Annotated in this window: 12 protein-coding genes; 4 read left to right on the forward strand and 8 right to left on the reverse strand. The window is 47.6% G+C overall.

The features are described 5' to 3' along the window. Positions 1-56 precede the first annotated feature (56 nt). From BM202_RS04100 to BM202_RS04110, 3 genes are read right to left on the reverse strand one after another with little or no spacing between them, the layout of a single operon-like run. On the reverse strand, positions 57-899 hold the full coding sequence (locus tag BM202_RS04100) for a hypothetical protein (RefSeq protein WP_093823650.1): 843 nt from the start codon (positions 897-899) through the stop codon (positions 57-59). Between the two features lie 25 nt (positions 900-924). Continuing rightward, positions 925-1902 (reverse strand): hypothetical protein, encoded by a 978-nt coding sequence (locus BM202_RS04105; protein WP_093823190.1) that lies wholly within the window; start codon positions 1900-1902, stop codon positions 925-927. Positions 1903-1908: 6 nt separating this feature from the next. Further along, a complete protein-coding gene (locus tag BM202_RS04110; RefSeq protein ID WP_093823652.1) occupies positions 1909-2244 on the reverse strand; it encodes a PKD domain-containing protein in 336 nt (111 codons plus the stop codon). A gap of 479 nt (positions 2245-2723) precedes the next feature. Between BM202_RS04110 and BM202_RS04115 the strand changes: the two genes are divergently transcribed. Continuing rightward, positions 2724-6431 carry a PAS domain-containing hybrid sensor histidine kinase/response regulator gene (locus tag BM202_RS04115; protein ID WP_093823192.1) on the forward strand — a complete coding sequence of 1236 codons (3708 nt, stop codon included), beginning with the start codon at positions 2724-2726 and terminating at the stop codon, positions 6429-6431. 72 nt (positions 6432-6503) lie between these two features. Here BM202_RS04115 and ypfJ read toward each other — a convergent pair whose 3' ends face one another. Next, positions 6504-7358 carry a KPN_02809 family neutral zinc metallopeptidase gene (gene ypfJ, locus BM202_RS04120; RefSeq protein ID WP_093823194.1) on the reverse strand — a complete coding sequence of 285 codons (855 nt, stop codon included), beginning with the start codon at positions 7356-7358 and terminating at the stop codon, positions 6504-6506. 103 nt (positions 7359-7461) lie between these two features. Then, a complete protein-coding gene (gene namA, locus BM202_RS04125; protein ID WP_093823198.1) occupies positions 7462-8532 on the reverse strand; it encodes an NADPH dehydrogenase NamA in 1071 nt (356 codons plus the stop codon). An 80-nt stretch (positions 8533-8612) separates the two neighbouring features. On the opposite strand from namA, the gene BM202_RS04130 reads away from it, so the two are divergent. Then, positions 8613-8870, forward strand: a complete 258-nt coding sequence (locus BM202_RS04130; RefSeq protein WP_093823654.1) for a DUF6582 domain-containing protein — start codon at positions 8613-8615, stop codon at positions 8868-8870. 102 nt (positions 8871-8972) lie between these two features. Here the strand turns inward: BM202_RS04130 and BM202_RS04135 are convergent, their stop codons facing one another. From BM202_RS04135 to BM202_RS36550, 3 genes are all read right to left on the reverse strand, one after another. After that, positions 8973-9257 carry a hypothetical protein gene (locus BM202_RS04135; RefSeq protein ID WP_093823200.1) on the reverse strand — a complete coding sequence of 95 codons (285 nt, stop codon included), beginning with the start codon at positions 9255-9257 and terminating at the stop codon, positions 8973-8975. A 242-nt stretch (positions 9258-9499) separates the two neighbouring features. Continuing rightward, entirely contained in the window at positions 9500-9889 is a 390-nt protein-coding gene (locus BM202_RS04140) for a hypothetical protein (protein ID WP_143100628.1), read from the reverse strand. 55 nt (positions 9890-9944) lie between these two features. Then, positions 9945-10157 (reverse strand): hypothetical protein, encoded by a 213-nt coding sequence (locus tag BM202_RS36550; RefSeq protein WP_143100629.1) that lies wholly within the window; start codon positions 10155-10157, stop codon positions 9945-9947. A gap of 355 nt (positions 10158-10512) precedes the next feature. Between BM202_RS36550 and BM202_RS04145 the strand changes: the two genes are divergently transcribed. Together BM202_RS04145 and BM202_RS04150 are read left to right on the forward strand one after the other, a co-directional pair. Next, a complete protein-coding gene (locus BM202_RS04145) occupies positions 10513-11610 on the forward strand; it encodes a Nif3-like dinuclear metal center hexameric protein (protein WP_093823204.1) in 1098 nt (365 codons plus the stop codon). A 116-nt stretch (positions 11611-11726) separates the two neighbouring features. Then, positions 11727-12482 carry a zinc ribbon domain-containing protein gene (locus BM202_RS04150; protein ID WP_093823206.1) on the forward strand — a complete coding sequence of 252 codons (756 nt, stop codon included), beginning with the start codon at positions 11727-11729 and terminating at the stop codon, positions 12480-12482. Positions 12483-12525 lie beyond the last annotated feature (43 nt).

Raw genomic sequence — 12525 nt, forward strand, 5'->3', positions numbered from 1 at the left:
GGCGCCCGTGCGGTCGTAAGTCAATAGTCGCCAGTAACTGACTTATGCCCCATGCCCTACAGCCCAATCGTCACACTAAGTTTCTGAAACGACGTCCAGTAGCCTAAACTTGTCAGACCAATTCCATTGCCGGAGAGGAATCGAAAGGGATAGGGACTGGTGCGAATTTCCCGATCATTTATAAAAAAATGCAGGTACTCGCCCCGACGCCGGATCATGAGCCGGTTACGATTTTTCTCAATGGGCACACCCGGCGCAAAAAAATCACCCGGCATATAATCGCTAATGGTTTGCCCATTGACTTCTCGCTTAATCGATACTTCGCCCCTGGCATTCAGCGTAAACGAGCAAAAGTTGAGGGAATCTTTCACGCCAAACAACAGCCCACCAGCAGGCACCTGCCCCGAATCGGCCAGCACATCGGCCCTAATCGTAAAAACGTCCGCATTATTCAGGTTAATCGTTGGCGGTAAGGGCACAGAGCTAAACGCTACGCGTCGGGTATTCACATTTCGTTTCCGAATATTATAGGAGCCCAGGCCGATCTGGTAGTAATAATCACCCAGATTACCTGCTTTCCAGCGATTGCGGTTGGTAACAAAATCACCTGTAAAAGCGGGGCGAAATCCAGGCACCGAGACGGTCGATGAAGCAACAGGCGTTGTAGCAGCCTCAGGCAGTTTCGCTACGGGTTCCGCGGGCTCTGCTGAAGGACGAGGAGGAGCTTTCGAACTGCCGCCGGGTCGATTATTTCCCAGACGGGTTGTTTGCTTAAATATCACTTTTTGCCAACCGCTGGAGGCCGAATAAATAACTGATCTTTGACGTTGCCCCGATGACTGGCTAAGGCTACCGAGCCATAACAACGCCACTAAACCAATTGTGAGAAATAAGGGCATAGAGATTTGGGTAGTTGGATTCATGTTAAAACGAATACCGGGCAACAGCCGTTAACTGTCCGGCCTGAAGTCCCGGCCATACCGTAATGGATGACGCTTTCTGCAACTTCGTGTTACGAACACCCCTGATAAAGGTCAGAATCACATCGGCCGCAGCCAGCACAATAGCACCCCGCGTAGCCAGAAAATAGCGCTGATGATGCATATTAGCCATTTGGTAGTAGGGCTCACCAGCCGTCATATTTTTCTGTACTGAATAGATCGCATAGTTATCCTGCGACTTTTGCCGCTCCATTAACCCATACACGACCAAGCCATAACAACCCACCGTCAACAACGGCCGTATGCCTACTTTAGGCTTGGGCGTTTGCACAAAAATATTGCCGATACCGGGCGCTACTGCCGATAATAATGCCCAGGCGGGCCCCACATAGCGCGTTTTCTGCTGGCGTTCTTCACGGGCGGGTAATGGTTTGGTCTCGGCGGGTTGCACATTCGTCTGTTCCGGCACCGAAACAATAGACCTTTCGGGCGTTACAGGCTTCGGCTCATTAACAGATTCCGTCACGATAGATGGTGTTGTTGGAGCCACTTCTACTTTTGGTGCGGCTACAGGAGGCTGCGCAGCCGCAATGGGGGCTGGTGACGTGAGTTGATTAGCCGTTATGGGCGAACCGGTTTTGACAAGCACTGTGGCCCGAATTTCTTCATTCAGGGCATAGCCATTCGCCAGCGCATCCCACACAATACGTCGTTCGGTGCCACTGGTAATCTGCTTACCTACATCTCCCCGCACAAACTCAGGTGCAATCTGCAGGTTCCCCCGCAACCGGCTCTGTACGTTAAAATAAATCGAGTCCCCCGGTCGAATCGCTAGGAGATCATACCGTATTTCAAGTTGCGATGAGTCAATAACCCGTATCTGAACATGACTAACGCGTTCCTGAGCCCAACCCGGCAAGACTAAAAATAAACCCAAAGCAATAACTAAAAATAAACGCATAACAGGTTAATTATGGACGGTAATCTGCTTGGTGATTGTAAATTTATCGTCGCACGAATTGGCAATTGTCAGCGTAACTGTATACGTACCCGCTTTGTCGTATGTATAGGTCACGCGCGTGCCAACGCGGCCAACTCCTTTACCATCCCCAGGGTCCCAACCAACCGCGCCAATATCCCCCTGTGGACCGTCGAGAAAGAAGGTAACATCCAGCAAGCCAGCCGTATAACCAATATTTGCCGCTGGTTTTGCGCATACCGGGAAGTTTTTCCTGGTTAGATCAAATGGCTCACAAGCCGCCATTACGAACAGGATCAATATACAGATAGAACTTTTTAACATGGTTATGGGAGGATACGTAGCAAAATAAGCAATACTTGGCAATTCACGAACCATTTTACATTAGATCCAGCATTCGGCTATAGGGTTCGCTTTCACTCACTACGTTATTTTGAGCTCTGCTATTTTAAGACTTTCACTCGGAGCCGTGCCACGGTTCATTAAGCGTCATGAAAAACCACGGTCCGCCGCTGCGGTGGCACGGCTCCGAGTGAAAGTCCTATCTTTAAAGATCATCAATTTTTCACCTGAGTTGATGGCTATGCCCTACGATAGAAGGCCAGAACCTGACGGTCTAAAATAGCGTTTTAACCTATGTACTACATACTAATTCAGTCAGTAAGCACTACCTATTTGACAGCAAATCGTCTATAAGCTGAAACCAATTATTAAGCCATTGTCATATAACTATCAGAATAAACCAATATTTATTGTAAATTTAACTAGTCAGTATTCTTATTCACCGACTCATTACCCATTCCATGCGCTGGTCTGCTAAAACTAAAGACGAATTACTGGCCGAAATTCAACGGCTTCATACTGAACGCGACGGACTCGCCGTGTCGGACGTATTGCCGGCCTTCGACGTACGCCAGACCGTTGACCTACTTAATTTGATCGGACTCACGATCGAACGTGACGGCACACTAAGTTACGTGAATCCATATACTTACCGCGTTACGGCCTGGCAGCCAGGCGATATCATTGGCAAAAACTTTTTTGATATTTTCATTCCACCTGCCGATCGACCCCGGCTCGAAGCTGAGTTTACGGAGGCATTAGCCAAAGGTGGTTTTCCTGAACAGAAAGAAATTACGTTGCTGGCTCGAAGCGGAGCACTACGTAATGTGCAGGTTAATTCATTCATTATCAACGGCTCCGACGATCATGTTGCCTCGTTTACGATCATTGGGGAAGACGTAACGAACAAACGGCGGGTCGCTTCGGCCCTGTCGAACACCAATGCTCAATTACAGGACCTGGTCGATAATACTTCCGACCTGATTCAGTTACTAACGCTAGACGGCAAATTCATCTTTGTGAACCGGGCCTGGCGAGACGTATTGGGCTATAGTTCTGAAGAGATCTCGGCACTGAATCTGCGGGATGTACTCCATCCCGATTATGCCGAAAGTACGCTGGGCATGCTCAAACGCATTCAGGAAGGCGATAAACTCCCCTATGTTGAAACTGTTTTTCGGAGTAAAACGGGTAAAACCCTGTTTCTGTCGGGTAGTATTAACTGCCGATTCGATAATGGGCGACCCACCGCTTTTCGGTGTATTCTGCACGATACAACCGGACGGATCAGGGCCGAAAAATCGCAGAAACTCTATTACAGCATTGCCAACTGGACCATCAACGCCCCGAATCTGGCCGACCTGTATAGCAAAATCCACGAAGAATTAGGGCATATTATCGACGCCCGAAATTTCTTCATCGCGCTTTACGACACCAGCAAAACGTACTTATCGTTCCCCTACTACGTCGATGAGTACTTTGGCAGCAGTATGCGGTTCACCAAACGAAAACTGGGCAACGGCATCATCGAATACACGATTCTGGCGAACAAACCTCTGTTTCTGTACGAGAAAGAAATCCGGCAATTATCTGATCAGCACCAGATTGATTTGTATGGACTGCGCCAGCCGCAGGTGATGTTGACGGCGCCACTACGTATCGGGGATGAGATTACGGGGATTATTGGCGTGAAATCTTACGACGATGCACAAACCTATGGACCCCGCGATCTGGAACTGCTGGAGTTTATTTCGGGACAGGTAGCGCTGGCCATCGCCCGTAAGCAGTCGGAAGCCAGACTTGATAAACAAAACGCCCGCCTGAACGCTATTTTTGACAGTAGTACCTATTTGATCTGGTCGGTGAATAAAGCCCTGCAACTCACCTCATTCAATAAAAACTACGCTCGCCTGATTGAATACCAGTTGGACGAATCACCGTCTATTCAGTCGAGTGCTCCAGAGTTGGGCTGGCGTATGTTCGGTGAAGACAATCGGAAACGTCTGGAAGAAAGATACAGGCAAACGTTCAGAGGGCATCCACAGAATTTTGAGTTATACTTTGAAACGCCCAAGGGCGAGACGTACCTCGAATTTCACCTCAACCCGATTCTGTTGGCGGGCGGTGTTATCGACGAAGTATCGGGTATTGCCCGCGACATTACAAACCGTCGACGGGCCGAAATTGCGACCCGCCAGAGTGAGGAAAAATTCCGGGGTATTTTCGAGAACCTACAGGACATATACGCCCGCGTGGACCGGAAAGGACGTATCACCATGATTAGCCCGTCAATTTTCAAGCGTATGGGCTACACGCCCGATGAAGTATTAGGGCAGGAAATAACCCAGTATTTCATCGACGAGAATGACATTCGCCATGCCATGTTCAAGCTGGGTCGGAATCGAAGCCTACGGAATTTTGAAGCCAGTATGCGTCGGAAAGATGGCAGCGAACGGCAATTTATGTTTAACATGCTCATGCTGAACGACGGGTCGGGCGACTCCGGTACACCAGGCAGCAACTCAGTGGTGGCCGTTCTGGCTCGTGATATAACTGAATTAAAACGGCAGTCAGCCGAATTAGTGAAAGCTAAAGAGGAAGCCGAACGGTCATTGAAGGTAAAGGAACAGTTTCTGGCGAACATGAGTCACGAAATCCGAACGCCAATGAACGGGGTCATTGGCATGATTGACCTATTGAATGACACGCAGTTAGATGAAGAACAACGTAGCTATGTCAGGACGGTTAAGCGCTCATCGGAAACGCTGCTCAATATCCTGAATGACATCCTGGATCTGTCCAAGATTGAAGCCGGGAAAATGATGCTGCATGAAGCACCGGTGGCGTTCAAGGAAATTTTCGAGAAATTGATTGCCCTTTTCGGCCAGCAGGCGAATTCCAAGAACAATCAACTAACGTATCACCTTGACCCAGAGCTGCCCATGTTCGTAATTGCTGACCAGACCCGGCTCCTGCAAGTGCTGTCGAACCTGACATCTAATGCGATCAAATTCACCGAAAACGGTGCCATACGTGTCGAAGCAACGCTACTGAGCAAGCGGGGCAAGTTCAACCGGATTCGGGTTGTCGTGAATGATTCCGGCATTGGCATTTCTACCCAAAACATCAATTTGCTCTTTAATTCATTCAGCCAGGTCGATACGTCGTCGCGAAAATCCTTTGGCGGAACAGGACTTGGGCTAGCCATTTCAAAAGAGTTGGCGCATCTAATGAAAGGCGAAATTGGCGTAGAATCGACTGTGGGCATGGGCAGCAGTTTCTGGTTTACCATCGAACTAAAAGAGACCAGCATTAGCCCGACACAGCAGGCAACCGAAGTAGCCGAAATAGCCCTGGCCAACTTCTTCAGTACCTACCATCCGAACGTACTGCTGGTTGATGACAATGCGGTAAACCGTAAAGTGGCCAGTGAGATTTTGCGCAAGTCGGGTTGTATGGTCATTACCGCCGACAGCGGACCGGCCGCCATCAGTGAAGTCGAAAAGGCCGAGAAACTAAAAAAAGAAGGTAGTTTTAGCGGGTTCGACGTTATTTTCATGGACATTCAAATGCCCGATATGGATGGTGTTGAAACCACGCGGAACCTGCGCAAACAATTTGGCAAAACGCTCCCGACTATCGTTGCGATGACAGCCTATTCGATGCGCGAAGACCGTGAACGCTTCCTGAGCCAGGGTCTTGACGATTACATTGCCAAACCTATTCGCGCCCAGAGTCTGGTGGCAAAGGTAAAGGAACTTACCGATGCGAATCGGGCTAAACAGGCTGATGCACCAACTTTGTTGCCAAAGAACGTAGCCGTGACTTCTGAACCAGCGTTGCCCATTATCGACGAGGAAATTGTCGGACAGTTGCGCGACATTGGTGGGCAGGATTTAGTCGATAGCATCATGGAGGAGTTTGTGAATGAAGCGGATGAGTTGGTTAAGGGTGCGCTCTCGGCGTACGATCTTGGCGATATTCCAACCGTAAAAAGTCATCTGCATACCCTCAAAGGAAGCGCCGGAACCATCGGCATTTCGCGTGTGGCCGACATTGCCCGAACTGCCGAAGGAAAATTGAAGGTGAACGATACCAGTGGCTTATCGGATGCCCTGAAAGCACTGGAGCAAGCCTTCAACGAGTTCCTGACCGAATGGAAAAAGTAGTCTTCAACAGGATACAACAAGAAAGCCGGGCTTACATGGTCCGGCTTTCTTGTTGTATCCTGTTGAAGACTACTACAAATTCGAATCTTCGTTGCTGTTGAACGTATCACCCTGTTTAATGTCGCCGGTTTTAAGTCCTTTTTTAAACCAGTAGACACGTTGGGCTGAGGTGCCGTGTGTAAAGGCATCGGGTACCACGCGGCCCTGCGTTTGCTCCTGAATCTTGTCGTCGCCAATGGCATTGGCTGCGGTAAGAGCTGCCTCCACGTCGTTGGCATCGAGTGCAATACTCTGTCCCTGAGCCCTATTCGCCCACACGCCCGCAAAAAAATCAGCCTGTAATTCCAGACGCACCGATACTTGGTTATATTCCCGTTCGCTTAATCGCTGGCGCAATGCGTCCGTTTTATCCATAATTCCCAACTGTTTTTGGATGTGGTGCCCAATCTCGTGCGCCACTACGTAGGCCATCGCAAAGTCGCCGGGCGCCTGAAAACGCTGGGCGAGTTCATCATAAAAAGATAAGTCAATGTACACCTTCTGATCTGCAGGGCAGTAAAAAGGACCCATTGCTTCCTGTGCCGTCCCGCAACCCGATTGCGTTACGTTGCGAAACATCACCAAGGTCGGTTTCCTGTATTGATTTCCCTGTTCCGCGAATACTTTTGTCCAGACATCTTCGGTACTGGCCAACACCTTACGGGTAAACGAAGCCGCAGCATCGTCGGCCTGCGGACCCGCTGGTGCCTGGCTTGTGGCTTGTTCAGGTTCGCTTTGATTCAGAATTTGCGACGGATCGCCACCCAGTAACATGACGATAACCGCAATGACGACGGTGCCAATACCACCGCCCACCAGTAGGCCACCGCCACCGCTTCCCCGACGGTCTTCAACATTATCACTTTCACGTCCTCCTAACCAACGCATGATTTCTTTTTGTTTAATTAAGGTGATTGTACAACTAACGCTTAACCTTCGCTGGCAAGATTACTAGCAAACGGGCTAAAATGTTTACACTCAGCTTTATTAATCAACGTGGCTTTGCCCGTTCATACTGCACCGGCCAACTTATGCCATCTCCCAGCGTGTGAGCTGCATGCAGTGGAAAATAGGGGTCACGCAAAAATTCACGCGCTAACAACACCATATCAGCCTGACCATTATTCAGAATATCCTCCGCCTGCTCGGCCGATGCAATAAGGCCCACGGCGGCCGTCATTATTCCGGTTTCCTGTTTGATACGTTCGGCAAACGTTACCTGATAACCAGGACCAACCGGAATCTTTGCCTTTGCTACGTTCCCACCGGATGAGCAATCGATTACATCCACGCCTTTATTTTTAAGAACAGCCGCTAACGCAATAGCATCTTCGGCAGTCCAGCCGCCTTCGGTCCAGTCGGTAGCTGATATTCGTACGAACAACGGCAGGCTTGACGGCCATGCGAGTCTAACGCGTTCGATGACTTCGAGTAACAGGTGAATGCGGTTTTCAAATGATCCACCGTAGGAATCGCTACGTTGATTACTCAACGGCGACAGAAATTGATGCAACAAATACCCATGGGCCGCGTGAATTTCAATAACCTGAAAACCAGCTTCCAGCGCACGGGTGGCAGCAGCCTCGAAATCAGCCCGTACTTTTTCAAGGCCTTCATCGGTTAATGACAACGGTTCGGGACCACCCTCGTGAAACGGAATAGCGCTGGGCGCTACGGTTTGCCAGCCACCTTCCTCAGTCGGAGAAATTGGATTGCCTCCTTTCCACGGACTCTGCGTACTGGCTTTCCGACCCGCATGGGCCAACTGAATACCCGCTACAGACCCGTTGTGCCTAATGAACTGCGTAATTCGTTTCAAATTCGGGATATGGTCATCCAGCCAGATACCCAGGTCATCCGGTGAGATTCTTCCTTCCGGCGAAATGGCCGTTGCTTCAGTGATAATCAGGCCCGCTCCGCCCACGGCGCGACTACCCAAATGCACCAGATGCCAGTCTGTGGCAAAGCCATCTTCACTGGAATACTGACACATAGGCGAAACAACGATACGATTTTTGAATTGAATACTGTGAATGGAGAGTGGAGAAAATAGCATCGACATGGTATATTCTAAAGCTTAAAGTTAACAAACATCTGCCGCTTGGTTCTGGTTGAATTATTTCACTTAATTACTCAATGATCATGACTAAAGATCCAAAAATTGACCAGCGTGAGGACGTAAAACTAACCGAGGGCGAGCAAAAATACGGAGATGTTGAGTTCGCCGATCCTACCAACAAAAAGTACCCGATCGACACGCCCGAGCATGTAAGGGCAGCGTGGAGTTATATCAATCATAAAGACAACGCAGCGAAGTACGACGCCGATGAAGTTAACGTAATTAAAGATCGAATTCGAAAGGCGGCTAAAAAGCATGATGTTACAATTCAGGAAGATTAACTACCCCTTTTGGTTTTACAATCATCAGTTCTTATACGCCTTACATAAGTAACGCCCGATTTTGGATAAAATCGGGCGTTACTTATATAAAAGGAAATACGACTAAAATTTTTCCTTTACCACTTTGACATTTTTCTTTGCCTGGTCTTTAACCAGCTCACCTTCTTTCTTCATTCTGTCTTTACGAGCCGCTTTCAGCGCTTCTTTATCACCGCTTGCTTTTGCCGCTTTGCGCTCTGCCTTATTCTCTTTCAGCGCAGCTTTGTCAGCCGCTACTTCAGCCTTAGCTTCTACAGTTTCAGCTTTTTTCTTGATTTTACTATCCTGAGCCTGAGCAACGCCCATTGTTAAAGCAAGTGCAGTGAATATTACAGCTATTTTTTTCATACCGTTTTTGGGTTTCCCCTTTAGTGAATGTTTTATAAAATGAATACCATCACGACCGCTGCCGTATTATATTCACCTTCTTCTAACAAAGCATCGGAGCATGTTGTTTGCGCTTTTTCTTTCCAATACTTTCTTTTTAGCAAATATCAGGAAAGCACTATTTGCAGTCTCATATAACTATCTCGCTACCTGACAATTATATTAATTAAAACGTAGTAGCCCGTAGTGAATTTAACTACGTATTAATTTACTGAAGCGCTTATGATCGTGACGGTTGCAGATGCAACGTCTGGCCTGGTTATGTCAGCCTTAACGTCATTAATTTGTATGGCAGCGCGTGGCTCAACCAACTGGTCGACAATACGTTTGGCAGCATCAATTTTACGATGACTGCTATCGTAGTAATCAAATCGGACTTCTATTTTCTTATATGTATACTTGTGCGATGTGTTGGTAATCGTAAAGCGATGAACATTGATACGGTTGCCACCAGCCGGCGATAAAGAACCTGGCTTCCAGAACGATCGATCAATCAGCAGATCACGCACTGCATCCGGGCTATCCGTCGTTTTCTGCTTACTCTCCTGACAACCCAAAGCCAGCAGCACTAAAACCCAACAGAAGACTCTCATGTGCACTTATAATACGTGTAGAAACGTAGGGCTACTACATTCATCAAGAATTGCCCTAGAGAAACGAACGCAAATTTCGATTGAAAAACCGAATACCCAAGTAAGTGTAAATCAAAATAGCCCCTGTTTCGAGCATCAACCTGGTATAATTGCGGTCATACATCCCGGCTGAATAATCCTGAATCCAGTTGATGAGCGCAGCACAATATAACGCAAAGGCAACCAATGCTCCTATGCAAATAAGGAGTAAGAGACGTGTTCTAGACATGTATATTTATGAGTTGGTATGGCAGCTTATGCATTCACTCACTATGTATGACAACTATCGCCGAACCGGGTAACGGCTACGGTTATAGTGAGAAATAAAAACACAGAATTTGGTCAGTCCTGTTAATTATAGAAAGGGTTTATTGACAAGTGTATTAAAATCTAAATCACTAATAGAGAAGCCCATAAGTCTTTGTAAAAATAAATTCTACGAATATGACCACATTCAGGGCAAAAGGCAATCTTTGCTGCTCACATGCCATCCGCATTTAGGCAACGGTAGGATGAATGACCTTTCAACACGAGCCATCGCTACGGTTTAGAAGTTGTTTACTTTGCCATTAATTCAGTATATAATGATCCAGATCCGCCATCTTACTGCTTATCTCGAAGCACTTGCCCCCCTTGTTTATCAGGAATCGTATGATAACGCTGGCCTGATTGTGGGTGATACTACTACCGAGATCACAGGCGTATTAGTGACCCTTGATGCTACAGAAGCCGTTGTTGATGAGGCTATTGCCAAAGGTTGTAATATAATAGTAGCTCACCATCCTATTGTATTCAAGGGGCTGAAAAAACTTAATGGCAAAACCTATGTTGAGCGAACCGTTATTAAAGCCATAAAAAACGACGTAGCCCTTTATGCCGCCCATACGAATCTGGACAACGTAGCAGGGGGCGTAAATTTTAAGATTGCCGAGAAGCTGAACTTGCATAACGTTCGAATATTGGCACCTAAAACGCATGTGCTCAGTAAACTCGTGACGTTCGTGCCTGTTGCAGATACCCAACGTGTGCTGGATGCCCTGTACACAGCCGGAGCGGGTCAGATTGGTGAGTATAAAAACTGTAGTTTTCGTGCTGAAGGAACCGGTACGTATCAACCCGGTGAGAGCAGCCAGCCAGCTATTGGGCAAGTAGGCGAGTATCATGAAGAACCCGAAAATAGAGTGGAAGTCATTATTCCAACCCATCAGCAAGGGCAATTGCTAGCCGCCCTGAAACAGGCGCATCCCTATGAAGAAGTCGCTTATTATCTCACACTGCTGGATAATCAACATCAGGAAGTTGGGTCAGGGGCCGTTGGAGAGTTAAATAAGCCGCTGGACAGCAACTCATGGCTTTCGTATCTGAAAGAACACATGCAACTGAACCTGATCCGGTACACACCCCTCCCCGACCGGCCCATAAAACGTGTGGCGGTGTGTGGGGGCGTTGGCAGTTTTTTACTGCCGGACGCTATTCGGGCAGAAGCCGATATCTTTGTAACAGCCGACTATAAATACCACGAGTTTTTCGACGCCGACGGACGCATAGGCATTTGCGACATAGGACATTATGAAAGTGAAGTCTTCACTAAAGACTTAATTTACGGGCATTTGCTAAAAAAATTCACTACTTTTGCGGTAATTTTATCGGAAACCGATACGAATCCGGTCAAATATTTCTAATGAATCGTGTATACTGAGTAGAGTGGTTATAGAACTGATTAGTTTTCAGCACGTTGCCATAAACTTATGTTAAACATTATTCATTATACAATATACATTATAACACAACACTCCGAATGGAACTGACGATTGCGCAAAAATTAGACGCTCTTCTGAAACTGCAATCCCTTGACTCTCAATTAGACGAACTTATTAAAATTCGCGGTGGTCTACCCGAAGAAGTCCGTGATCTGGAGGACGACATCGCTGGCTTTGAAACACGGATTGGCAAGTTCCAGAGCGAAATCAAGACGCTGGAAGAAGAAATTGAACGCAATCGCGTAGCAAAGAAAGACGCTGAAAAGTTGATCACCAAATACAAAGATCAGCAGATGAACGTCCGGAACAACCGGGAATTTGACGCTATTTCAAAAGAAGTTGAGCTTCAGTCACTTGAAATCGAACTGGTTGAAAAACGCGCGAACGAAGCACAGTTCCGCGTCCGAGGCAAAGAGGAAGAAATCAAAACGACACAGGCAGCCCTGAACGAACGGAAAGAGGATCTGAAAGCCAAACGGCAGGAACTTGATCAGATTACGTCGGAAAGCCAGGAAGAAGAAAAGGAAATTATCAGACAGCGCGATCAACAGGCAACGACCATTGAGCCACGCTTGTTAAATTCCTACAACAAAATTCGGGGCAATGCGCTCAACGGGTTGGCAGTTGTCGTTGTTAAGCGGGGCGCTTGTGGGGGTTGCTTCAACGTAGTACCACCCCAGCGTCAGGCTGATATTAAAGACAAAAAGAAAATCATCGTTTGTGAACACTGCGGACGAGTTTTTGCCGATGTTGAAGGCATGCCTGAACCAGCCGTCGTTGGTCGCGGTCGGTAATCAGCAAAAATTAGTTATCAAAAAGGTCGTCGGGTTGACGGCC

This window comes from Spirosoma endophyticum (assembly GCF_900112365.1).
Lineage (GTDB): Bacteria > Bacteroidota > Bacteroidia > Cytophagales > Spirosomataceae > Spirosoma > Spirosoma endophyticum.

Coding starts and splice junctions, on each gene's coding strand:
- BM202_RS04100 (WP_093823650.1), bottom strand. CDS start 899: ATGCCCTTATTTCTCACAATTGGTTTAGTGGCGTTGTTATGGCTCGGT.
- BM202_RS04105 (WP_093823190.1), bottom strand. CDS start 1,902: ATGCGTTTATTTTTAGTTATTGCTTTGGGTTTATTTTTAGTCTTGCCG.
- BM202_RS04150 (WP_093823206.1), top strand. CDS start 11,727: ATGGAACTGACGATTGCGCAAAAATTAGACGCTCTTCTGAAACTGCAA.
- BM202_RS04110 (WP_093823652.1), bottom strand. CDS start 2,244: ATGTTAAAAAGTTCTATCTGTATATTGATCCTGTTCGTAATGGCGGCT.
- ypfJ (WP_093823194.1), bottom strand. CDS start 7,358: ATGCGTTGGTTAGGAGGACGTGAAAGTGATAATGTTGAAGACCGTCGG.
- namA (WP_093823198.1), bottom strand. CDS start 8,532: ATGTCGATGCTATTTTCTCCACTCTCCATTCACAGTATTCAATTCAAA.
- BM202_RS04140 (WP_143100628.1), bottom strand. CDS start 9,889: ATGAGAGTCTTCTGTTGGGTTTTAGTGCTGCTGGCTTTGGGTTGTCAG.
- BM202_RS04130 (WP_093823654.1), top strand. CDS start 8,613: ATGACTAAAGATCCAAAAATTGACCAGCGTGAGGACGTAAAACTAACC.
- BM202_RS04115 (WP_093823192.1), top strand. CDS start 2,724: ATGCGCTGGTCTGCTAAAACTAAAGACGAATTACTGGCCGAAATTCAA.
- BM202_RS04145 (WP_093823204.1), top strand. CDS start 10,513: ATGATCCAGATCCGCCATCTTACTGCTTATCTCGAAGCACTTGCCCCC.
- BM202_RS36550 (WP_143100629.1), bottom strand. CDS start 10,157: ATGTCTAGAACACGTCTCTTACTCCTTATTTGCATAGGAGCATTGGTT.
- BM202_RS04135 (WP_093823200.1), bottom strand. CDS start 9,257: ATGAAAAAAATAGCTGTAATATTCACTGCACTTGCTTTAACAATGGGC.